At 51.0% G+C, this 23965-nt stretch carries 21 protein-coding genes; 9 read left to right on the top strand and 12 right to left on the bottom strand.

Features of this window, described 5'->3' with window-relative positions:
• Positions 1 to 2 precede the first annotated feature (2 nt).
• The 11 genes from F608_RS0100210 to F608_RS0100160 all read right to left on the bottom strand — a co-directional run bounded on the left by F608_RS0100210 (position 3) and on the right by F608_RS0100160 (position 11593).
• Complete coding sequence (locus F608_RS0100210) at positions 3 to 1454, bottom strand: TrkH family potassium uptake protein (RefSeq protein WP_022663598.1); 1452 nt, start codon at positions 1452 to 1454, stop codon at positions 3 to 5.
• Positions 1454 to 2818 carry a Trk system potassium transporter TrkA gene (gene trkA, locus F608_RS0100205; RefSeq protein WP_022663597.1) on the bottom strand — a complete coding sequence of 455 codons (1365 nt, stop codon included), beginning with the start codon at positions 2816 to 2818 and terminating at the stop codon, positions 1454 to 1456. Before trkA ends, F608_RS0100210 begins: the two co-directional genes overlap by 1 nt.
• Before the next feature lie 220 nt (positions 2819 to 3038).
• Positions 3039 to 3584, bottom strand: a complete 546-nt coding sequence (locus F608_RS0100200) for a CBS domain-containing protein (RefSeq protein WP_022663596.1) — start codon at positions 3582 to 3584, stop codon at positions 3039 to 3041.
• 24 nt (positions 3585 to 3608) lie between these two features.
• Positions 3609 to 5081 (bottom strand): SLC13 family permease, encoded by a 1473-nt coding sequence (locus F608_RS0100195; RefSeq protein WP_022663595.1) that lies wholly within the window; start codon positions 5079 to 5081, stop codon positions 3609 to 3611.
• 17 nt (positions 5082 to 5098) lie between these two features.
• Positions 5099 to 5527: a response regulator gene (locus F608_RS0100190; RefSeq protein WP_022663594.1), complete on the bottom strand. Its 429-nt coding sequence runs from the start codon at positions 5525 to 5527 to the stop codon at positions 5099 to 5101.
• Positions 5528 to 5570: 43 nt separating this feature from the next.
• A complete protein-coding gene (locus F608_RS0100185; RefSeq protein ID WP_022663593.1) occupies positions 5571 to 6797 on the bottom strand; it encodes a response regulator in 1227 nt (408 codons plus the stop codon).
• Between the two features lie 194 nt (positions 6798 to 6991).
• A complete protein-coding gene (locus F608_RS0100180; RefSeq protein WP_022663592.1) occupies positions 6992 to 7642 on the bottom strand; it encodes a sensor histidine kinase in 651 nt (216 codons plus the stop codon).
• A 1-nt stretch (position 7643) separates the two neighbouring features.
• The gene (locus F608_RS0100175) at positions 7644 to 8027 is read right to left on the bottom strand and encodes a response regulator (protein WP_022663591.1); all 384 of its coding nucleotides are present in this window, start codon (positions 8025 to 8027) and stop codon (positions 7644 to 7646) included.
• On the bottom strand, positions 8020 to 9735 hold the full coding sequence (locus F608_RS0100170; protein WP_022663590.1) for a sensor histidine kinase: 1716 nt from the start codon (positions 9733 to 9735) through the stop codon (positions 8020 to 8022). The genes F608_RS0100175 and F608_RS0100170 overlap by 8 nt, the downstream gene beginning before the upstream one ends.
• On the bottom strand, positions 9728 to 10087 hold the full coding sequence (locus F608_RS0100165; RefSeq protein ID WP_022663589.1) for a NifB/NifX family molybdenum-iron cluster-binding protein: 360 nt from the start codon (positions 10085 to 10087) through the stop codon (positions 9728 to 9730). Before F608_RS0100165 ends, F608_RS0100170 begins: the two co-directional genes overlap by 8 nt.
• Before the next feature lie 81 nt (positions 10088 to 10168).
• Positions 10169 to 11593: a sigma-54 interaction domain-containing protein gene (locus tag F608_RS0100160; protein ID WP_022663588.1), complete on the bottom strand. Its 1425-nt coding sequence runs from the start codon at positions 11591 to 11593 to the stop codon at positions 10169 to 10171.
• Between the two features lie 212 nt (positions 11594 to 11805).
• Here F608_RS0100160 and F608_RS0100150 point away from each other — a divergent pair, with 212 nt between their 5' ends.
• The 8 genes from F608_RS0100150 to F608_RS0100115 all read left to right on the top strand — a co-directional run bounded on the left by F608_RS0100150 (position 11806) and on the right by F608_RS0100115 (position 20943).
• On the top strand, positions 11806 to 13221 hold the full coding sequence (locus tag F608_RS0100150) for a transferase (protein ID WP_022663586.1): 1416 nt from the start codon (positions 11806 to 11808) through the stop codon (positions 13219 to 13221).
• A 30-nt stretch (positions 13222 to 13251) separates the two neighbouring features.
• Positions 13252 to 14601, top strand: a complete 1350-nt coding sequence (locus F608_RS0100145; protein WP_022663585.1) for a sigma-54-dependent transcriptional regulator — start codon at positions 13252 to 13254, stop codon at positions 14599 to 14601.
• A 220-nt stretch (positions 14602 to 14821) separates the two neighbouring features.
• The gene (locus tag F608_RS0100140) at positions 14822 to 15271 is read left to right on the top strand and encodes a universal stress protein (RefSeq protein ID WP_022663584.1); all 450 of its coding nucleotides are present in this window, start codon (positions 14822 to 14824) and stop codon (positions 15269 to 15271) included.
• Between the two features lie 75 nt (positions 15272 to 15346).
• Entirely contained in the window at positions 15347 to 17167 is a 1821-nt protein-coding gene (locus tag F608_RS0100135) for an SLC13 family permease (protein ID WP_022663583.1), read from the top strand.
• A 15-nt stretch (positions 17168 to 17182) separates the two neighbouring features.
• Positions 17183 to 17992, top strand: coding sequence for a cytidylate kinase-like family protein (locus tag F608_RS0100130; RefSeq protein WP_022663582.1), 810 nt, complete (start codon positions 17183 to 17185; stop codon positions 17990 to 17992).
• A gap of 48 nt (positions 17993 to 18040) precedes the next feature.
• Positions 18041 to 18862, top strand: a complete 822-nt coding sequence (locus tag F608_RS0100125) for a cytidylate kinase-like family protein (protein ID WP_022663580.1) — start codon at positions 18041 to 18043, stop codon at positions 18860 to 18862.
• An 88-nt stretch (positions 18863 to 18950) separates the two neighbouring features.
• A complete protein-coding gene (locus tag F608_RS0100120) occupies positions 18951 to 19358 on the top strand; it encodes a response regulator (RefSeq protein WP_022663579.1) in 408 nt (135 codons plus the stop codon).
• Positions 19359 to 19362: 4 nt separating this feature from the next.
• Positions 19363 to 20943, top strand: coding sequence for a sensor histidine kinase (locus F608_RS0100115; RefSeq protein ID WP_022663578.1), 1581 nt, complete (start codon positions 19363 to 19365; stop codon positions 20941 to 20943).
• A gap of 87 nt (positions 20944 to 21030) precedes the next feature.
• Here F608_RS0100115 and F608_RS0100110 read toward each other — a convergent pair whose 3' ends face one another.
• Positions 21031 to 23199 (bottom strand): SulP family inorganic anion transporter, encoded by a 2169-nt coding sequence (locus tag F608_RS0100110; RefSeq protein ID WP_022663577.1) that lies wholly within the window; start codon positions 23197 to 23199, stop codon positions 21031 to 21033.
• 418 nt (positions 23200 to 23617) lie between these two features.
• On the opposite strand from F608_RS0100110, the gene F608_RS0100105 reads away from it, so the two are divergent.
• Positions 23618 to 23956, top strand: coding sequence for a cupin domain-containing protein (locus F608_RS0100105; RefSeq protein WP_022663575.1), 339 nt, complete (start codon positions 23618 to 23620; stop codon positions 23954 to 23956).
• Positions 23957 to 23965 lie beyond the last annotated feature (9 nt).

Raw genomic sequence — 23965 nt, 5'->3', positions numbered from 1 at the left:
TTCTATTTCCTCCAGAAATCAGGAATGAATAAAATGATTATGGTATAAATTTCCAGCCTTCCCACCAGCATGCACCAGGAGAGCAGCCATTTTCCCAGGATGGGAATCTGGGAAAAATTTTCTGCAGGCCCCACGGTCCCGAATCCAGGACCGATATTGCCGATGCAGGCGGCCACGGCGCCCAGTGAGGTGACCATGTCCACTCCCATGGATGCCAGGAGAATGCAGGACAGGACATAGATGCCGATATAAAGACCCAGAAATCCCATGATGCTTCTGAGCAGGTCATCCGAGATCATCACCCCGTTGATGGTTACCTGGCTGATGCTCCGGGGGTGGAGGATCTTGAACAATTCCCGGTAGCAGTATTTAAAACAGACAATGATCCTGGCGCATTTGATTCCGCCTCCGGTGGAGCCTGCCGATGCCCCGACAAACATGCAGATAAACAGGATCAGCTGGCTCAATCCCGGGAATTTTTCATAGTCTGCCGTGGCAAATCCCGTGGTGGTGATAATGGAACTGACCTGAAAGCTGGCAAAACGAAAGGCCTCGCCCAGGCTGTCATAGACCGGCCCGTAAATGTCCCAGGTCATGATGATCATGAGTCCCAGGGTGAGGCCTATAAAAAAGCGGCACTCCGTGTCTTTCCAGAAAGCCAGGGGCTTTCCCCGGATAAGCTGGTAGTGAAGTGAAAAATTGATGCCGGCAACGATCATGAAAACAACGATGACATAATCAAAATAGGGGTTGTTGTAAGCGGCGATGGAGGCGTTCCTGGGAGAAAACCCGCCAGTGGGCATGGTGGTGAACGCGTGGTTCAGGCTGTCATAAAAGGACATGCCCCCGGCCCACAGCATGAGGATCTCCAGCAGGGTAAACCCCAAATATACCATCCACAGGATCTTGGCTGAATCGCTGAGGCGCGGGGTGAGTTTGTCCGGCACCGGACTGGGGACTTCTGCCTTGTAAAGCTGGATGCCGCCGACACCGAGGAAAGGCAGGATGGCCAGGGACAGGACAATGATCCCCATGCCTCCCAGCCACTGGATCAGGCTTCTCCAGAACAAAAGGCTTTTTGATGCCTGTTCAATGTTGGTCATCACCGAAGAGCCTGTGGTGGTAAATCCGGACACAGACTCGAAAAAGGCATCGGTGAATAAGGGGAAGTCCGGGCTCAGGTAAAAGGGCAGGGCACCGAAGGCGCTGATGGCAAGCCAGGCCAGCGCCACGCTGGTCATGCCGGCTTTCTGGTTGATATAATCATCCGGGTCCTGGTTTCTGGAGAGAAGGATCAGGAACAGACCGGCTCCCAGGGTGATCCCCAGGGACTTTAAAAAGATGAGACAATTGCCCTCGTGAAAATAGAGACCCATGGCAAGGGGAGCGGCCATGGTAAGACCCAGAAGAAAGAGGAGAATTCCGATGGTACGGCTTATGAACTTATAGCGCATCAGGAGGGTCCCAGTTCTACGGCCAGTAACTTCTCAAGTTTTTTAACCGCCTGTTTTACGGCAAAGAGGATGATGCGGTCCCCGGGATTCACAATCGTGTCCCCTACAGGGATAACGACCTGGCCGTTCCGGATGACGCAGACCAGGAGGGCTCCCTTTGGAAAGGGGACATTTTTCAGGGGGGTGGCCGTTATGGGGGATGCATCCAGGGCAACGGCTTCGATGAACTCCCCCCTTTCCCCGAAAATGGAGATGTCTGACAGGACCTCTCCTTTTCTTACACTCTGTAAGATGGAGCTGATGGCCGACAGCCGGGGGCTGACCACCTTGTCAATTCCGATGGCCGGGAGCAGGGGAAGGTAGTTGGTCTTCCCGATTCTTGTGACCGTATCCCTGACCCCCATATTTTTGGCCAGCAAAGAGACAAGGATATTGGTCTCATCGTCGTTGGTGACCGAAATAACGACATCGGAGAGATGGATGTCCTCTTCCAGGAGCAGGGTCTGGTCTGAGCCGTCACCGTGGAGGACTACGCTGTTTCCGACTTTGGTGGACAGGGCATGGCACCGTTCCAGGTTGGATTCGATGATTTTGGTTTTAATGCCTTCGGAGGAAAGGACATTGGCCAGCCGCTCGCCGATGCGTCCCCCGCCGATGATCAGGGCATTTTTGACCGGATGGGGGGTGATTCCGAAAAGCTTCAGGTTCTGGGCCAGGGATTTTTTTTCACAGACAAAATAGACCAGGTCCCCTTCCATGAAACGGGTATTGCCCCTGGGAACGATGACCTGGTTATTCCGGATAATGGCGGCGATCAGAGGGTGATTCTCTCCCAGGCCCGAGGAGAAGTTCACCAGTTTAATGCCTGCCAGTTTGGACTTTGCATTGATTCTGACTCCGGCATAGTTGACCAGACCCTCCACGAAATAGCCGACATCAACGGCGCCCGGGACGTTCATCAGCCTCCGGATGGTCCCCACCACTTCCGTTTCCGGGTTGATGATGGTATCGATTTTGGGGTTTTCTTCCTTGAATCTCTGGTGAAAGGGGGCCAGCCCGGCATTCCTGACCCGGGCCAGTTTCTTGATGCCCGGGGCAATGAAATTGGCCAGAAGACAGGTCATGATATTGACCTCATCGCTGTCTGTGACGGCCAGCAGGATGTCGGCCTCCTGGATGCCCGCCTCCGTCAGGACCTTGGGATTGCTCCCGGATGCTTTGATGGTCTGCACGTCCAGGTTCTCGGCCAGACGCCGGATAGCGGTTTCATCCTTGTCGATGACCGTTACCCTTTTATGTTCGGCGGACAGGCGGTTGGCAATATTATATCCAACCTCTCCGGCTCCGATGATGATGATCCTCAAAAGGTCTCTCCCCTGCTTGAGATGAAAAAACGTGGACTAACTTACTAAATTGGATTTGGACTGTCAACTCGGCGCAAGGCCCTGATCTGCCATCAAAGTACCGTCTGCTTCCTTGTATTCGGACCTTTCTCCAGGGTGAGGGGTAGGGGCGGGATATAAAAGAAAACCGCCCCTATTCGCCGGGAATAGGGGCAGTCGATGTTTCAATACAATTTCAGGTTTATTCCAGGATCTCGCAGACCAGGTCAAAGAGATCGGCCAGCCGGATCACACCCACCACCTGGTTGTTCTTTGTCACCAGAAGGGACTGATGACAACCCAGGATAAACTGGTGAACGGCTTCGGCCACCGGTGCCTCTTCATCCACATATTCGCCGTTGGACGGGGTATGCATGATATCCTTTACTTTTCGTTTGCCCCCCTTTTTTACCAGCTCCTCCAGGGTTTCATCCCAGAGGTTGAGGTTTTCAATAAGGGAGGTTAAAAATTGGGTGCTGAACCCGAATCTGGACAATCCAATGGTTTCGGGATTTTCAAGCTGGCCGTACTTGGGCTCCAGGGCCTTGAAGATGCAGCGGAAACTGACCTTCCCGGTAACTTTGCCCTCGCTGTCATAGGCCAGTACGGCCCTGTGCTTGCGGACATACCGGGTGTCGTCCTGGGCTTTTTTCAATTGTTTTACGGCGGCGACAAGATTGTCGTCTTCAGATACCGTTGCATAATCAGACAGCGGAATCATGAGATCTTTTACTTTTTTTTCTTTCATGGGTCTATATCCTTTATCTCAAGATTATTGCACCAGGATCGGCATGCCCATAAGGGGCCAGATAATAAAGACCGCCATCCCGACCGCGATCATGAGGATGATGCTGGCCGGAATACCGGTAAGGAAAAACTCCCCGGTAGTGAACTGTTTGGAGTCGTAGGCAATGGCATTGGGTGCCGCACCCACCAGGAGCAGAAAAGGCATGCCCGCCGTTACGAGGGCGGCAAAGAGAATAACTTCAGGTGCCACCCCCAGGTAGGGGGCGATGACCAGGGCCACGGGCAGGGAAATGGCAATGGCTGCCACGTTCATGATAAAATTGGTCATGATCATGACAAAAAAGGCAATGCCCATCACAAAGATGAACCAGTGGGAGTCCTTGAACATGGTCAGCCAGTTGATGGCCAGCCACTCTGCGGCTCCGGTTTCCCAGAGGCAGAACCCGATGCTCATGGCTCCGCCGAAGAGCAGGATGATATTCCAGGGAATGGATTCAAGGTCCTTGATGTCCAGGATCCTGAACACGAAAAACAGGACGGTGGATACCAGGATGATGCCGTTTTTATCCAGGGGCTTCAAAGCCGGGACAAACTGCTTGATCGACATGAGAAAAATACAGGAAAAGATGATGACCGCCGCCAGGACTTCGTTGCGGGTGATCCCGCCGATGGCGGCGCTCAGTTTTTTTGCCTTTTCCCGCAGTCCGGGAATGGTCTTTCTTTCCGGCTTGAAAAAGACCATGAAAAACCCCCACAAAATGAATGTCATGACCCACCCAATGGGAAACATGTAAAAGGTGAGTTCAAAAAAGGAAACATCCCTTCCAACGATATCCTTGAAGAAACCAATGGCCACAGCCCCCCGGGCCGCCCCGAGAAGGGTGACGATGCTGCCGGCACCTGCGACGAATGCCATGCCCATGAAAAGCCCCTTGCCGAATTTGGTGGGGGTCTTGTCATCTGCGTACATCTCGTAAATGGTGATCAGCAGGGGATACATGGTTGCGGCAACGGCTGTATGGGCCATGATATGGGTCAGGGCGGCCGTGACTAGAAAACAGCCCAGGTAGATCATGCTGGTTTTTTCCCCGACGATGATCAGCATCCGGTATGCCAGGCGCCGGGTCAGCCCGGTCTTGGTAAAGACCATTCCGATGACCAGGGACCCGAAGATAAACAGGACCGACGGGGTCATGAAATCCTTGAGTGCCTTTTCCGCAGGCCGGATCATGAACAGGACCTGGAGTGTGCCGATGGCCAGGCTGGTCACACCGATGGGAATGACCTCAAACACCCACCAGGTGCCTGCCAGAAGAAAAACGGCCAGGGCGCCTTTGGCCTCCTTGGTTAAAATAAAATGTTTTCCCGTGGGATCAACGGCATCGGGCCAGGGCGGGGAGTAAAACACGATGAAAAAAAGGCCGAGCCCCAATACAAGGAAAAAGATCCGCTTCCAGTCCACGGTGGTTTTTGTCGCTGTCAATGTCTGAGTTGTCATGTGATCTGCCCCCTATGCTACCAGCCGCGGGTTTTGAGAATGTTTTCGATTTCAGCCTGGCGGATCCGCTCCTCATGACGGTGCTTGACCTCGTAGGCCGCTTTGATCTTTTCGGAAAGCTTGTCCGCCTCCGTGGGCTTGATGAGAAAATCAAAGGCACCCAGTTTCATCCCCTGGATGGCATTGTCCACGGTAGCTTCTCCGGTGAGCATGATGACCGGGGTGGTGGGTTTGAGGGTTTTTATCTGTTTGAGCGCCTCAAGCCCGTCGATTTCAGGCATCAGAACATCCAGGATGATGACGTCAAAATCGATTTTTCCCGCCATTTCTATGGCCGCTTCTCCGGACATCACCGGGGTGACGGCAAAGTCCCTGATTTCGAGGCGCTGGGCCAGGGTTTCAATGAATTCTTTTTCATCGTCTGCGATCAGAACATGTATTTTCATCTTTAATCGGTCTCCTGTTGAGTTGTAAACCAACCGAAATTTCCTAGGCGGTCGGCGTATTTTCCCTTTCAAGGATCTTGGCATGGGCCTTTTTCATGGTTTCAGTGAGCAGGTCAATGTCGGCAGGTTTCTGGAGGTAGGCAAAGGCTCCCATTTCCAGGCAGGTCTTTTTGTCTTTTTCCGTTCCGTGTCCGGTCAGGATAATGACCTCAATATCCGGCTGGGTCTGCTTGATCCTCTTGAGAACCTCCACGCCGTCTATGCCGGGCATTTTAAGATCCAGTACCATGACCTGGGTATCTTCGGCTTCCGTAAAGTCAAGGGCCTCCTGGCCGTTATAGACGATTTCACTGGTGAACTGGCGCATCTTTAACCGTTCGGAAAGGGTGTGGACAAATTCTTTTTCATCATCCACCAGAAGGATGCGCAGGGGGGTTTCAAATTCGTACTGCCTGACAATGGTGTCTTTATAGTAGTGCTTCCCGATTTTGGTTTCCACGGACAGGACACCGGGGATTTTTTCAACGGTTTCGACGATCTTCTGTTGAAAACTAGAGAGCATCAGGACCTTTTTATCGATGGTCACCGTAACATGGCCTTCCTTTGCCCTTGCAGAAAGTCCCTGGCCGATATGGTTCAATGCGATCTCCACTTCGGATATGAGTTTGAAATCTTCCAGTTCTTTTTTGATCAGGTCTTCTTCGGTGAACAGAAGTTTTTCAATGTTTTTGGATATCAGGTCCACGGATTCATCCGCCCTCAGTTTGTCGCTGGCGATCACCATATCGTAAAGGGAGGGATCCCAGGCTTTTTTCTTGAACAGGGAATTGGTCCAGAGCATGGCGTATTTGTCGGACAGGTCAATGTTTTTCTGGGCCTCGCTTTCTGAAAGTCCGTGTTCTTCAACACCTTGTGTCATGCGGGTTTTTTTGTCCGTGATTATCAAGACTTTCAGCACATGGGAGATCTCTTCGGGGATCAGGTGTCCGAGCAGGCCGTGGAGAATCAGATCCCCCTGGGAAGCGCATTCCGAGAGGGTCCTTTTGATAAAAGCCAGGCCTTTTTCTTTTTCATGGGTGAAATCGTTAAAGGCAATGGGCTTGCTCTGAACCACCTTTTGAAGGACGGTCAATTTGATATCATGGGTTTTGTGGGTTAATTCAAGAATTTCTTCATCGGTCATGATCCTGGAACCGGTTTTTTTAGCCAGTCCCTGAACAATGTTGTCCGCGTTGGAGTATAAGCCGTTGGTAATGGTAATAAGTGACATGATCGCCTCCCATTTATGATTATCTGTTTTTAGCTGTTCATCTGTCGCATTGAACAGATTAAAAGCAATAGATGTGCCAACGATTAAATGACATTTGAATTCAATTGGTTACGAATTCGATATCTCGAGCTTTAAACAAATTGATACAAATAGAAACAGAAGAGACGAATCAATATGGAACAAATCAGAACAATTTATCGGGGAGCGTTGGACAGAGTTAGGTCAATACCGGCCGGATTGCCGGTAATCTCAACCCTTCCGCCAAGCATCTGGCAGGTGCGGCTGATGTTTTCCGGAATCGGCATCTGTTCTATATTTTCCTCTTTGTCTGCCGGGGCAGATAAATTGACAATGGTATTTCCGCCATCAGACCTGAGTTCCACGGAGATGATTTCAGGGGAAAACTTCTTTACAAGAAATTCCAGGCAGGAAAAGATCAGCATTTGAAAGACAAGGGGATCTGTGGTGAGGGAGGCAACTGAATCCGGCCCTGAAAAGGAGATCGTTGTTCCTTTGAGTTTGAAGATCCGTTCTGATATCCCAAGCAGTTTTTGGATGGTTTCCACTGGATTAAAGGTGGAGACGGGATTGTCCGGAGAGTGGGCAAAGGCATTGAGATTCGAAGTCAGGCTGACTCCCCGGTAGGCCTGCTTCTTGATGGTATCCAGGCAGGAGGCCAGTTTTTCTTCCATTCCGGGAACACCTTCATTCCGGTTCATCATCAGGGTCAGGTCTTCCATTAACCCGGCGCTTTCCTTGATCACCGCCAGAACGTTCTGGATTTCGTGGGTGACGGAGGCGGTCACTTTTCCCATGAATTCCGGGGCAAGATCCTTTGGAGGCATTTTATATTTCCTTTGTCCCTTTTTCCAGGGCCAGTTTGATTCTGTCCAGGAGTTCGTTGATATCCAGGGGTTTCATTAAAAAGTCAAAGGCACCGATACGCATGCCCTCCATTCCTTCCTTGGTTGAGCCGTGACCGGTCAGGAGAATGACGGGAAGGCGTGGATCAATCCTTTTGATCTGGTTTAATGTGTCGATCCCGTTGAGTCCCGGCATCATGAGATCAAGAATGGCAACATCAAAGGAAGACTTGGCCATAAGGTCAATGCCCGATTCCCCGCTTTCTGAAGTCTCGACATCGTATCCTCTCAGTTCCAGGCGTTCGGCCAGGGTTGTAATGAATTCGATTTCATCGTCGATCAAAAGAATCCGTGGTTTTTTATTCATTGGTTGACTCCAGGTCGTTGGGTTTTTCAGGCAGATTAAAGGTGAATACCGAGCCTTTTCCCAGCTGGCTGTCCACGCTGATCTGACCCCCGAGTTTTTTTATGATTCCATAGGTGATGGAAAGCCCCAGGCCGGTCCCTTTTTCTTTCTTGGTCGAGAAAAAGGGATCAAAGATATTTTTTAAAACATCCTTGGGCATTCCGCATCCATTGTCACTGATGATTACACGGATACCGTTGTCTACAGTGTTTTCCGTCTGGATTTCCACCCGCCCCAAATCTTCAACAGCTGCAAATGCATTGCTCAGAAGGTTGATCAGGATCTGCTGGATCTGGCCGTGGTCGGACTGGATCAAAACCAGGGATTCCGATAAATTAAGACTGATATCGATTTTCCGGTAGAGAATATCCTTTTCCATGAAGGCCAGGACTTCATGGATAATATTGTTCATGTCGATTTCTTCAATCTTGATGTCGATGCGTTTTGAAAACCCTAAAAGCCGGTGGGTGATTGTCCTGCATCTGTTTACGGAATCAAGGATGGACTGGGTCAGGCCTGAAAATTTTGTTTTTTGGTGAAAGTCCTTTGACAGGTCGATCAGATCGCTCATCAGTCCGGCTTTTTCATTGATAATGGCCAGGGGATTGTTGATTTCATGGGCAACGCCGGCGGCCAGCCTGCCGATGGAAGACAACTTCTGGGCATGCTGGAGTTCTTCCAGCATGGTTTCTCTGTTTTCATCGGATGTCCTGATTCTGTTCACCATGACCGTTGCCATTTTCAATATGGAAAAGATGATGACGAAAAGGCTGATGAAAAAGATGACGATCATCTCCGTTTTCAGGGCATACCAGGATTTGAGTGCCACGGACTGGGGCTGAACAATGACAAGGACGTAATCTGCGATGGAAAATGCCGAAGATACGATAATATAATCCTGTTTCTGATCGTTCAGTTCCCTGAACCGGGAAGTCCCGGAGGGCGTCATCCTGGGGAGGCAGATATTGCAGTTTTCCAGGGTGTTGCCGAAATAGAGGGAGTTTGTCTGGAGGGTTCCCTCCCGGTTGACCAGAAAAGCGTCCGTGAGCCGGGGCAGCCCCATACTGGAGATCAGGGCGTCAAAGAAGTCCGTATCCACAGTGGCCCGAATGATCCAGCTTTGTCCTGATTCGGACAGGTGCTGAACGGCAATGACGATATGGGGATATTTTCTGTGGCCCATGAAGACGTTGGAGATATATTTGCCTTTGACCTGGGTCTCCTGGAAGGAGATCTGTTCTGAATAGTTTTTACCCACAAGGGAGTAAGGTCCGGCATAACTGACCAGGGTTCCCTCTCCGTTGATGAGACCGATATCCACAAAGCCCCTCCATTCTTTTTTCAGGGAGATGAGGATCTTGCGGATGTTCTTTTCGTCGTTGAGGTCATCGTAGTTGTACGTGGCGGAAATGAATCGGATGGTAGCCAGGTGCTGGTCCAGAAAAAGCTCAAAGGAGTGGCGGGTTTTTTCCGCCATGGCATAGAGCGGGGAAATGATCTGGGTTCTCAAATGGGAACGGTATTGAAAATAATTGATCATCACCATGGTGGCAAGGGGGAGGGTGGTGATCACCAGCATGACGATGATAAAGTTTCGTTTCAGGATGGTGTAGTGTTCCTGGGGACTTCCATTGATCAGGAACAGGGAATTGATCAATTTTTTAAACATATTTCCCCTCAACCATTCTTCGGGATAGAATTGCTCCGGAGGTCAGCTTTTTCTTGCTCCAGAGATGAAAGGCCTTTGACCAGTTGCCGCAGACAGAGTCATAGATCTTGATCTTTTTCCATTTGAGGAACTGGAAGTATTCATCCTCGATGGCGCCGCAGATCAAGGTGTTGATCTTTTCCGAGAGCAGCATGTGGCAAAGGTCGTCTGCCGAGGGCCTGGGCAGGGCAATGGTCCGTTTTTCCTCTATGACGTTTCCCTTTGTGATCAGCAGGAAAAGGACTTCCGGTGCCAGGTCGAATCTGGGGCAGATTTCTTCATGGTAGAGGGGGATGGTCAATTTGTGGATCATCGGCAATTCCCTGTTTTGCTTACTTTTAATGGAATGTTTCAGAATGTAACATATTGATTCAGATCTGTATAGAAAAAAAGATCATTCATCCAGTTTCAACTGCTTCATCTTTCGCCACAGGGTACTTCTTCCCCAGCCCAGAAGCTTTGCCGCTTCCCCTTTTCTGCCCTTGGCCTTGCGCAGGGCATTCATGATCATATCCTTTTGAACATCGGTCCAGGTATGGTGGGCCGGTGGGTTTTTTTCCAGGGGGCTCTCCCCGGGGAAATGGGGATTGTCCGTAAACGGGTCTGAAACCGGTTGCGGAAATCCCGGGTTCCCGGGATCGGCCGTCTCCAGCAGATAGCTCGGCAGGTGCCGGGGGTGAATGAAGGGCTCGGTGGTTACGTTGACGGCGTATTCCACAATATTTTTCAATTCTCTGATATTGCCATCGTAGGGGTAGTGTAAGAGGACAGCCAGGGCCTCATCGGAAAGTCCGTTGATCTTTTTATCCAGCTGCCGGCTGTAAAAGACCAGAAAGTGGTCGATTAAGAGACGGACGTCGCCTTCCCGCTCCCGCAGGGGAGGCAAATGGATCCGGGCCACGTTGAGTCGGAACATGAGATCCTTTCTGAACCGGCCCTGTTCCACCATCTGTTCCAGGTTCCTGTGGGTGGCGGCGATGATCCTGACGTTGGCCTTGAATCCTTTTGTGCTGCCCAGGGGGAAAATGATCTTGTCATCCAGAAAGGTCAGTAGCTTGACCTGGAGGGGAAGGGGAAGATCCCCGATCTCGGTTAAAAAAATGGATCCGTTGTGGGCCAGTTTGAACCGGCCGGGTTTGTTTTCCACAGCCCCGGTAAAAGCCCCTTTCTGGTGGCCGAAGATCTCCGACTCCAGAAGGGTTTCCGGCAGGGCCCCGCAGTTGATCTTTATGAAGGGGCCGGCCTCCCTTTCCGATGTCTGGTGGATGGCCTCGGCAACCAGGTCTTTTCCGGTCCCGGTTTCTCCGGTAATCAGGATGGAGGCGTCGGACTGGGCCAGGATCGGCAGGGTCTGAAATATTTTTTCCATCTGGGGACTGCGGCCCACGATATTGGAAAAGCTGTAAGCCTCTCCCACGGCCCGTCCCGGTTTTTGGGAACTCCTGATATCATCGATGGTTTCGATATATCCGATAACCCGGCCGTCTTCGGCAAAAAGGGGGGCGGTATTCATCCGGATGGGCAGCTGCTGCCGGTCCAGGTTGATCATATCGGTTTCTTTGACAATGGATCTGGGCTCATCTTTCATGGCCAGGACCGGGCAGCTGGAGATGCAGGCGCCCCCCCTCAGGATGTGGTGGCAGGGCACCCCCCGGGCCATGGAGGGGGAAAATCCTGAAAGGGCCTGGAAAGACCGGTTCAGAAAAACAACCCTGCGGTGGGTATCCAGAATCAGGACACCCGTGGGGAGTTCATCCATCATCCTTGTAAAGTCAAGGCCTTGGGACATGACGTCAATAATCTGGGGGCAAGGGACCATGGGGATTATTTTCCTATGATGTTCCTGTTTTTGTCATCCTTTGGGGTTATTAACATCTCAGGTGGGATTTATCAAACAGATTGTATTTTCAAAGGGATGCAAACAAGGCTGTTGTGCTGAATTTTGACCTGTGGTATGAAGTTTCCCATGAAGAGAAAAAACAGACAGATATCCATAAATTTTAAAAGATACGGAAACAGGGGGATGAGTCCATGAAAAATCTCAAGCTGTTGAATGATCGCATTATATCCAGGGTCAATGCCAACCTTAAAGAATTTGAATATGATACATCCCGGTTCATCCGGGGCACCATAGAATACGAGAAACTTGCCAAATTTTATTGTTTTTACGGGATCACCTCCTTTCATCCCATTGATTTTAATTTTCGCAATGCCAGCATGGCCGGAAGCTATTTCCTCGGCAAATGTTCCGTTAATCAGTCCATCATCTATAAAAGCGATATCCGGGGAGATGAACTCAAACGCGAGGGGGAGATCATGGACCATACCAATCCCCTTCCCCTGGTCGATGACGAGACCATCGTGATCAACGGGAGCCTGCTCTACAAGACATTGGTTCACAATAACTCCCATAATCCAGAGACACCTGAGGAATTCACCATCCGGAATACGGTTTCCGCCCACTATGCCAATATCCACGGAGCCACCACCGAAGGTTGTTTCCTGGGCGCCTTTTCAACGGTGGACCTGATGAACCTGCATTCCTGCATTATTGGAGAGTTTTCCTATATCCAGGCCGGTGATTTTTACCATGAAAAGATCGATCCCGGTGTGATCCATATTGAGTCCGAGGATTTCATCTTTCTCTATAAATATGAGAAAGAGGTCATTGACAAGTATATCGGTGTGAACGAGTCTTTCCAGCCCCGGGGCCTGATTTATGATTTTGTCCGGGAAAAGGAACCCGTATACGAGCGCCTTTTTAAAGTGGTTGACCTGCCGCCCATAGATGCGCCTGAAAGCTCGGCGGTCAATCGGTACGCCGTTATCAAGGGACAGACACGGATCGGGGAAAATGTACTGATCTCCCAGCGGGCATACCTGGATAACGCCCATATGGGCAACGGGTCCAATGCCCAGGAGAATTCCTTTATCATCAATTCCCATCTTGTGGGCATGAATGTGACGGCCCACGGCGGAAAAATTATCAACGCCCGGATCGGCCAGAAGACCTTTGTCGGGTTTAATTCCTTTCTCCACGGAAAGGAAGATGCAAAGCTTGCTATAGGCAAGAAATGTATTGTCATGCCCCATACCATCATCGATATCGAAGAGCCCTTGACCATCCCGGACAAGTGTCTAGTCTGGGGATATATCACCTGTGAAAAGGACCTGAAGACCAATACCCTTCCCATTGAGTTCTTTTCCGAGTTTGACGGGGATTATAGTTCCGGTTCTATGCGGTTTGCCGGAGACGGAAAGACCTTTGTGGAAGGCTTCAGCAACAGAATCGAGCATATCCTGGAGGCCAACGGCGCCTATTGTGATTATGATCACGAGCTAAGAGGGCATGCCCAGGAAGGACAGCAGATCTCCTTTAACACACTCCAGCCATATCCCACCGGAGAAAAAGAAGGCTTGTATCCTTCCATTCGTATCCAGCCCTAAAGGATTGCGGTGATATAAAAAGGGCTTTATATGATATTCAAGATCATGATCATAGATGATGATCCGGTTACCCTCAAACGGCTGAGGCAATTGCTGGAGCGTCAGGGATATGGGGTATCTTCCTATTCAGACCCGGTCCGGGCCCTGAAACACATGGAAAAAAACGCCTATCACCTGGTTGTGACAGACGTGAAAATGGCGGGTATGGACGGCATGGATCTGATGATTACCGTCAAGACCCGGTTTCCCGGAACCGATGTCATCTTGATGACCGGGTATGCCAGTATCGGACACGCTGTTGAAGCCACCCGGGAGGGGGCAACCGATTATCTTGAAAAGCCCTTTACCCCGGAAGCCTTTCTTAAAGCGGTCAAAAAGACCCTGGAAAGGATCGGCAGCCAACAGGAAAAAGGGATACTGGAGGACCTGAAAAGCGATTCTGCAGACATACCGGTGATCATCGGAAACAGCCCCAAAATAAAGGAAATTGAAAATCTGGTTCAACAGATCGCCCCGACAGACTGCAACGTCCTGATCACCGGGGACTCGGGCAGCGGAAAAGAACTGGTGGCAAAGCTCATCCATGCGGCAAGCTCCCGATCCAAAGGGCCCTTTGTCGCGGTTAACTGCGGAGCCTTCACGGAAACCCTTCTGGACAATGAATTGTTCGGACATGAAAAAGGGGCCTTTACCGGAGCGGTTGCCACCCACCCGGGGCTGCTGGAATCTGCGGACAAGGGAACCATTCTTCTGGATGAAATCGGGGAAATGCCCCATTCCATGCAGGTAAAGCTCTTGCGCGCCCTTCAGGAAAAAGAACTGATCCGGGTGGGAGGCAACAACGCTGTCTCCTTTGATGTCCGGGTGATCTCTGCAACGGCCAAAGACCTGAAAGCCGAGGTCGAAGCCGGCGGGTTCAGAAAAGACATGTTTTATCGCATCAATGTGGTAAACATTGAACTGCCCGGTCTCAAGGAACGGCCGGAAGATATTCCCCTGCTGGCCTACCATATTCTAAACCGGCTCAACCAAAGACAGGGCAATCAGATCCGTAGAATTTCAAGCCGGGCCATGTCTTTATTGGAAAATTACGTATTTCCCGGAAATGTAAGAGAGCTTGAAAATATTTTGGAGCGGGCGGCCGCCATTTCAACGGGCCAGGATATCCGGGCCTGCGATCTGCCCCCGGATCTGACAGACCTTGAACTCCATGCCTACCAGCGACCCAGGGATCATATGATGACCCTGGCGGAGCTGGAAAAAGACTATATTTCCCATCTTTTGAGAAATACCCACCATACCCGGACCAGAATCGCCCAGATCCTGGGGATCGACCGGGCCTCCCTCTGGCGGAAAATCAAAAAATTCGGCTTGGACTGAGACGTTCGAAATCGCAACATCTCTGTTGAATTTTGCAACATCTTTTTCTCTGCCATGGACGGGCCAGTCCTTGCCTGGATGTTCATCCGGGTTGCATTGTGCAACAAATTGATCTTCCAGCGGGGCTCTGTTTCATTGAAATAGCATAAAATCAGATACTTATATCTTAATTATTTCCGGCACGGATCTTGTAATCTCAACCCAGGGAAAGGAAGATTCAATGAAAAATGAAGTGCTGGTGATTTTTGAAAATGAAAAGGTTTATCCCGGTGCATTGATTTACGCCAGGGAATATGCCCTGCGCACAGACGCCAAGGTAACATTCCTCATGCTGGTGGCCATGTCTTTTTCAACACAGGATGGTATCGGCGCCAAAAGAAATGCACTTCACAAGATTGAGGCCCGGGTCGGGAAACGACTGGCAGAATTGACGGAAACCTTTATTCAGAAAGGTCTTGAAACCAGCTCCGCCCTGAAAATCGGTGATCCGTCCCAGGAACTGCTCAAGTTCCTGGCCGACAGGCCGTCCTTTCAGGCCATTGTCTGGGGAAGCGGCCAGGATTTTTCCACGTCGGGAAAATCCAGGGGCAGGCACTGGCTCAAAAATCTTTCATCCGGTCTTGAATGTCCCCTTCTAACACTCAGCCGGCGGAAAAAAAATAAGCATTAAGCGGGGAAAAAGGGGGATGCCCTTCCGCATGACAATAGCAGTTTATATGTAGAAAATCTTGAACATGGAGAGACTATGGAACAACTGACACCGGATATGATATGGGTTCTTCTGATGATTGCCCTGGCCATTTTCCTTTTCATCGTGGAGTGGGTCAGGGTGGACGTGGTAGCAATAATGATGATGGTCTGTCTTCCGCTTCTGGGGCTGGTCACGCCGAAGGAAGCCTTTGTGGGATTGAGTTCCAACGCCGTGGTTTCCATCATTGCGGTGATTATCATCGGCGCAGGTTTAGACAAGACCGGGATGATCAACAAACTGGTAAAACCGGTCCTGGCCATTGCCGGGAAAAGCACCTCCCGGATCATCGTGGCCATCTCATTTACCGTGGCCATTATTTCAAGTTTTATGCAGAATATCGGGGCTGCAGCCCTTTTCCTGCCGGCCATCCAGCGCATCAGCAAAATGCAGAACATTCCTCTCAGCCGGCTGCTCATGCCCGTGGGGTTCAGCGCTATCCTGGGCGGAACCATTACCCTGGTGGGCTGCTCCCCTCTGATTTTATTGAACGATCTTTTGATCCCGTTCAACCTTGAACCCTTTGGTCTTTTTGACGTGACCCCCATCGGGCTTGCCCTGGTGGCGAGCGGGATTTTCTGTTTCATTCTCCTGGGTCGGTTCATCCTCCCCCAGGGGGAAGTATCTGAAACCGATGAGGATAAAAATACCTGCAGCCTGGATGGGGCAGATGGATCGGGGAGCGATGAAAACTGCTTTTTTGAATTAAAAACCGCTGAGGATTTTACCCACTACCGGGATACGGTCCGTGTGGGGGATATTGGCCGCCGGTATCTGGTCCATACCGTTGCCCTGACGGAACCGCCGGAGTTTAAAACCCTCTCCCCGGGATTGGATTCCGAGATCCGTTCCAATGTGGACATGGTGGTCTGGGGATCCGGGACAGACATCAAACGGATGGTCAAGGACATGGAGATGCTTCTCAAGGACGACATTGAATCCTACTCACAGGAGTTTGATCCGGCCAACTCCGGGATCGTCGAAGCCGTCATCGCCCCCAGGTCCAATTATATCGGGCGGACCCTGGGGGAGAATATGTTCAATGACCGGTTCCGGATCACTCCGCTGACCATTCACCGCCAGGATGAAATTTTCCGGGCCAAGCTGGATGATATTGTCCTGCAGACAGGGGATGTGATCGTATTCTACGGAACCTGGGACCGTATGGAAGCCCTGCACCGGGAAGGAGGGCTTTTGTTCAGCCTTCCCTCGGACCTGGAGGAGATGCGGCCGGAAAAGGCCCTTTGGGCCGGCGGGTGGCTGGTCCTTTCCCTGGTTATGATCATGGGATTTCACATTCAGTTGTCCGTTGCTCTGATGTCCGGAGCCCTCGGCATGATTCTGACAAAGGTTTTGAGCATTGACGAGGCCTACCAGTCCGTTGACTGGCGGACCATTTTTCTTCTGGCAGGGCTTATTCCCCTGGGTATTGCAACGGAAAAGACCGGAACCGCGGCCTGGATTGCAGGCACCATCCTCAATATCATCGGGGATGTGCCGCCCATTGTTTTATTGACGGTGATCGGCATCCTTTCCACCCTGTTTACCCTGGTCATCTCCAATGTGGGGGCCACGGTTCTCCTGGTGCCCCTGGTGGTGAACATGGCCATCGCGGCCCATGCCGATCCCAGGATGGCCGCCCTGGTTGTCGGCCTTGCCACCAGCAATTCTTTTGTTCTTCCCACCCACCAGGTCAACGCCCTTTACATGGGACCGGGCCGGTACCGGACCATCGACTTTATCAAGGCCGGTACCCTGGTCAGCATCCTCTTTCTGGTGGTGATGATTGCAATGATAACCTTGATTTACGGGATTTAATAAGGAGCAGAATCAATGGCAATAATTACCATCTCCCGCGGGACCTATTCCATGGGAAAATTTGTGGCAGAAAAGGTGGCTGAGAAGCTTGAATTTGATATCATAAGCCGGGATCTTTTGTTTGCAACCAGTGACCGATTCAAGATCCCCAGAAAGAAACTTGAAAAGGCCATCCATGATGCACCTGGAATTTTTGAGCAGTACCGCCATACCAAGGAGATCTATCTGGCCTATATCCGGGCCACCCTGATCGAAAGGGTAGCCAAGGGGAATATCGTCTACCACGGTCTGGCCGGTCATCTGCTGTTGAACCGCCTGCCCCATGTTTTCCGTGTCCGGCTGACGGCCAGTCTCAAGAGCCGGGTGCAGCGGAAGATCCAGGAGGGGCTGTCCGAAGTTCAGGCCAGAACAAAAATACTGGAGGATGATGAACACAGAAAAAAATGGACCCAGAAAATTTATCATGCAGACCCCACCAACTCCACCCTGTACGATCTCGTGGTCTGTATCGATAAGTTCTCCCTGGAGGATGCCGTGGACCTGATCTGCCAGGGAGCCCTGAAAAAACCCTTTGAACCGACCCCGGAGTGCAAGCAACAGACCCAGGATCTTCTTCTGGCCTGTAATCTGAAGGCAGTGCTGGTGGAGAGTTTTCCCGAAGCCGGTGTGACCTGTGAGTATGGAAATATCCTGGTATATGCCAGGGAAGGGGACTCACAAACCTCAAAGTTTAAAAAATGCCTGCAAGCATTTCAGCAGGAAAACAAAGGTGTACACAACCTGGAAGTCCATACGGGGCTTCCCATGCCTGCTGATGCTGTATAGACTCGTCCCTTTGACCATGCAAAGGGTCTGAAAAAAAGGAGGAAACCCATGCCAGTTTTAATTTTAACATCGGACAATGAAGAAATCGAGACCGAGATCGCCCGGAAAACAGCCCGGCGTCTGGGATATAAGGCCTTAAATCGGGAGTTTCTGGAGGAGGTTGCAAATACCCATGGCCTTGACCCTAAAAAATTGGCCCATGCCATGGACAATACCCCGTCCCTGCTGAAGCGGATGCCGGAAAAAACATGGAACTATTTTCTTTCCTGTGTGGAGATGGAGGTTCTTGGGAAGCTTCTGGAGGATGACTGGGTCTGCTGGGGTCTTGGGGCCCATCTCTATGTGATGGTGGTATCCCATGTGCTGAAGGTCAAGCTTATCGGTAATCTCAACACGGGATCTCCAAAGGAAAACTCCGGCAAATCCGGCCAAGTTCGTAAAAAAATGATTGCAGACGAGACTGGCAAAAAGGATAAGTGGTCCATGGCTGCCTTTAACCGGAAACAGAGCGATGCGGATCTCTATGACATGGTCATCAACCTGGAGCAGATCCAGGAGGAGGAAGTCATTGAAACCCTGGTGACCACCCTGGGGTATCCCCGGTTCAAGGCCATGACCTATTCTAAAAACACCCTGTCGGACATGGCCCTTGCGGCCCGGGTAAGAAATGCCCTGCTCAAGACCCTGACCGATATCCGCGTCACTGCCGACAATGGTACGGTGGTGGTAACCACAACTTCGGTTAAACGGGAAAAAACCAAAAAAATTGAGGCCATCAAACGCATCTCGGAAAAAATAGAGGGTATCGGGTATCTTGAAGTTCACTGGAACAAAGATATACTGACGGAAGCCTCGACCAGTTTCCGCTGATCAAAAAGGCAGCAGACCTTTTGGCTCGGCCGATTGTTGTCCGGGAATGAATGTGATAAGAAAACTGTAAAGAAAAAAGGAGATTCCAATGTCCAGCCCTCTTGAAATTCTTTTGTTGGATGATGAAGCCATTGTGGGGAAACGACTCAAACCTGCCCTTGAAAAAATCGGCTGCAAGGTAGAGGTCTTTTTAGATCCCCAGCTCGCCGTGGCCCGAATCCAGGAAAAAACCTTTGATATCGTTGTCACGGATATTTATATGGATGAAATGGACGGCATGCAGGTGATGGATCTGGTCCATGAAAAATCCCCGAGGACAAAGGTGATCATGATCACGGGATATGCCATGATATCCCTTGCCAGGGATGCCATGGAAAAAGGAGCCTTTGATTTCATTGCCAAGCCGTTTAAACCCGATGACCTGAGGGCTGTCATTGCAAAGGCGGCCAAGGCCCTGGGGATGGATATCGATCCGGCCCCGGGGACCCAAGGATAAGATTTTGAAATTTCTGGGGTATGAAAATACCGATCCGGCCATGGAAGATCCGGATATTCAGGAAAACACCCGGGCGGTGTACGGCCGTATGGAAGAGATCAAAAAAGCCCAGGAAACCTTGCTGGCCCGGCGTCATTTCAGTGTACGCAACCAGATTTACATGGGCAATGTCATGGTCTTTATCCTGGCCCTGATCATGGTGGTGGTGGTGGTGGTGAACAATGATCAGGTTGAGAAGCGGTTGGAATTTCTGGAATTCGTCAATGACTTTGCCTCTGAAATCCAGCAGGCCCGGCGGTATGAGAAAAATTATTTTCTTTACGGCACCAATCTCAACGATGCCATTGAAAATATTCACCTGGCTGAATCCATTTTCACCTCAGAGTCGGACCGGTTTTCAAAGCTCCTGGGCGGGCAGCATGCCCGCAGGGAGATTCTGACCAAGATCGGATCCTATGAATCTCTTCTGGATCAGCTTTTTCAACGGGAACAACAGGGAGAGTCCGGGATCCATACATCAGACTTTTCCAAAAAAATCGAACTCCAGCTCAGGGACCGGGGCAAGGAGATCCTGACATCGGCCCAGACCATGATGAGCATTGAAAAGCAGGCCCTGGAAAAGACCCTCAGCCGGTCCAGGTACATTCATATGCTCTCCATCCTGGGGCTGCTCATCTTTCTGGCCATCAACACTTCGCTTCTGGTCAAGCGGATTTACAGGACCCTGAACCGGTTTGCCGCCTATGCCAAACGGATCGCCGCCGGGGATTTCAGCCCCATTGTGCCCCAGAGGGATTTTAGGGACGAGTTTACAGATCTGGCCCTGGCCATCAACGATATGATCCGGGAAATAGACGCCAGGGAAGCGGTCCTGATCCAGACCCATAAGCTGAAAGCCGTGGGAACCCTGACCGCCGGGGTGGCCCATGAACTGAACAATCCCCTCAACAATATCATGCTCACCGCCCACATGCTCCTGGAAGACTACGACAATTTATCCAGGGAGGAAGCCGTTGACATGCTCCGGGACGTTGTCGAGGAGACGGACCGGTCCAAGAAAATCATCCGGAATCTCCTTGATTTTGCCAGGGAGAGCAGTTCGACCATGGAATCCCTGAACCTGTCCAACCTGGTAAAGAATACGGTTAAACTTTTGGAAAACCAGCTCCGTTTTTCAGGAATCCTGGTGGATCTCAAGTTTACCGACAACCTGCCCAAGATCCAGGGAGACCGGCAAAAACTGGAACAGGTGTTCGTGAATCTTCTGCTCAACGCAGTGGATGCCTCCCCAAAAGGGGGAAAAATCCAGATTCTGGGAAGGGTCGGGGAAAAGGGAGATACGGTCAAGGTCAGCGTGATCGACTATGGTCACGGCATCCCCAAGCACATTCTGTCTTCCGTGTTTGATCCCTTTTTTACCACCAAAGAGAAGGGCAAGGGAACAGGGCTTGGATTAAGTGTATCCCAGGGAATTATCGCCAGGCACGGAGGAAAGCTCACCGTGACCAGCGAAGAAGGTTCGGGTTCCTGTTTCACCATCACCTTTCCGGTGATTGGGTTTTCATCCACAGAGGCTGTGATTTGATAAAAAAAAAGGCGGCCTTTCAAGGAATCTCCTTGAAAGGCCGCGGTCTCTGCAAACAGGATTACGGATTAATCCAGCAGGAGAAGATCACCCCTGGATTTCCACCGGCATATAGCTTTTCAGGGGGCAGTCTCCGCAGTCACCCTTGGAGTGGATCTGCTGGTAAATGGATTCAAGGGCTGCCCGGGAATCCGGATAGATATTGTCCCGTCCCAGTTTATCGATGAGATGGGTTCTTTCCATCACGGCCATGACCTCTTCCTTTACCCCGCAGAAGGAGATTTCCCTTCCAGAGCTTCTCACCGTATCAATGAGAATGGAAATGGCGTCCTCGCCAGAAGCATCAATATCATTGATCCCCCTGGAGGCGATCAGAATATGTCTCAGATCGGGCTTGTCTGCAATATACTCCAGGACCTTGTCTTCCAGGTAGGTGGCATTGGTAAAGATCAAAGAGCCGTCGAACCGGACCACGGCAATGTGGCGGCATTCCCTGAGTCCCGCTTTTAATGCGTCCTTCAGGCTTTGGTCCTTGGCTCTGGAGAGCAGGGCCACCCGGGGCCTTAAGTGTTTGTAGATAAATAGGGCAAAGGTCAGGCCCACACCGACCATGATGCCTTTATCCAGATGGGGGGCAAAGTAGAGGGTGCAGACAAAGGAGATCACCGAGATGATGCCCTCTGATTTCTTGGCCTTCCAGGCATGGATAAACCCGGATGTGTTAACAAGCCCGATCACGGCCATCATGATGACGGCGGCAAGAACGGCCTGGGGCAGGTGAAAGAGAAGGGGGGTAAAAAAGAGCAGGGTCAGCGCGACCATGATACTGGTGACCACCGAGGAGACTCCGCTCACCGCATTGGCCTGGAGGTTGACGGCGGACCGGGAAAAAGAGCCGGATACGGCATAGCTCTGGCCAAAGGCACCGATAATATTGGCCAGCCCCTGGCCGATGAGTTCCTGGTTGGGATCCAGTTTCTGTCCGGTTTTGGCTGCCATGGATTTGGCAATGGCAATGGCCTCCATAAACCCCAGCAGGGAAATGATCACGGCAAAGGGGAGAAGCTGTAAAAAAGCGGCCAGGTAAGATGTGTTTTCAGGGGCCTTGGGGATGCCGATTTTCAATCCCTTGGGGATCTCGCCCACTATGGCTCCGGCACCGATCATCTTCAGGTTAGCTGTGTCCAGGGTCTTGTTGGAAATCTTGAGCCGCCATTTGCGGCCGTCGGTTTCAAGACCTTCCGGTAATGTGGCATCCGTATAGAAAACAGGGGATTCTCCGGCATCTTTAGGCAGGGAAAAGTGGATCAGTCTCAGGTTTTCGCGCTTGATGTGGGCCGCTCCCTTGAGCTGTTCGATCCTGGCCTGGAGCAGGGCCAGTTCATGCTCAATGTCCAGTTCTTTTATCGATGCAATGTGCACCCCGTGTTCTTTTTCTTCTTTTTTCACGGCGGCAAGATCGTTGTTCAGGTTTGCCCGAAGAGTCCCCAGTTCTTTTATGGCCTTTATGTCCCCATTGAACAGGGAAATGGCCTCCACGATCCTGGCATCCTTGATCCGGTCAACAGGGACAAAGGTGTCGTTGTTGAACCCGGTGAACTTGGATATCAAAATGGTGACGGCCACGGCCACAAGCACATTGGGAATTCTCGGGTTCACCCGCTTGAGAACCACCATGATGGTAATGGCCAGAATGCCTATGGCCAGGGTTGGCAGATGGGTATAGTGCAGGGCGGACTTGCAGACATTGATGATGGTCTGGTAGTGGTGGGGGGCCTTGTCCACATAGACACCGAACAACTTTGAAAACTGGGAAGAGGCAATGACAATGGCGGCCGCATTGGTAAATCCGTTCACCACGGGATGGGAAAGCAGGTTGACCATCAGGCCGAGCCGGAAAACGCCTAAAAAGAGCTGAAAGGTTCCCACGGTAAGGGCCATGATAATGGAGTAGGCGATGAACTGGGAGCTTCCGGCGGTGGCAAGGGGTTCCAGGGAGGCGGCAGACATCAGGGAAACAATCGCCACCGGACCGGTGGCCAGCTGGCGGCTGGATCCGAAAAGGGAGGCCACCATGGGCGGCAGAAATGCCGCATAAAGACCAAAGTATGCGGGAAGGCCGGCCAGCTGGGCATAGGCCATTGACTGAGGGATCAGAACCATGGCCACTGTGATTCCGGCAATCACGTCTGCGCTGAGCTTTTCCTTGTTGTAGTTCGTAAACCACAAAAGGAAAGGAAATAACTTATAGATCATGTTTTTCTCCTAGATTAAAATGGTATGTCTTTTTATGTCTTTGAACAACAGCACCTCGGCCTTGTCCATTAAAATCTAAAAAACGTCAGATGTTTTGCATCTGGCGACTCAGGTTAACCTAATTATATGAGGATATTTTGTTTGTCAACGGGAAGAAAATCTAAAACCCGCTTCTGGAACATTATAAGACATTATGAATCAAGCCGCAAAAAAGACATAGTTTTCAGTGAAAACAGGTTGAAAAGCCCCTCTTATTCATTTGTCCCATGGGGGATATCTTCCCGGCGCCCATCTGTCCTTTTTTTTCTTCATGCTTGAGTGGCAGGCCGACTTGTGAGATAGTCGGGTTCAGCCTTTCCCATGCAAAGGTTTTGAAGAGGCGGAATAGGGACATTATTCGGATACGGGAGGTTTATATATGTTTGCAACCCATACCCGGCAAGGCTATGCCGAGCCGGTCGAGGGAATCAGGATGAAGACCCTGGTCCATGGGGAAAAGAGTCTGCTGGCCCGGTTTGAACTCACCAAGGGGGCCAGCCTGCCGGCCCATTCCCATGCCCAGGAGCAGACCGGTTATCTGGTTTCCGGAAAAATTATTCTCCACATCGGTGATGACTCTTTTGAGGCCGGTCCGGGCGATTCCTGGTGCATTGGCGGGGATGTGGAACACAGGGCCGAGATACTGGAAAACAGTGTGGCCATTGAGGTCTTTTCTCCGGTGAGAAAGGATTATTTGCCGGGGAACTCAAACGCCTGAAACCCATTG

Source organism: Desulfospira joergensenii DSM 10085 (assembly GCF_000420085.1).
GTDB classification, from domain to species: domain Bacteria; phylum Desulfobacterota; class Desulfobacteria; order Desulfobacterales; family Desulfobacteraceae; genus Desulfospira; species Desulfospira joergensenii.
This window is presented reverse-complemented; position numbering and strand designations above follow the sequence as displayed.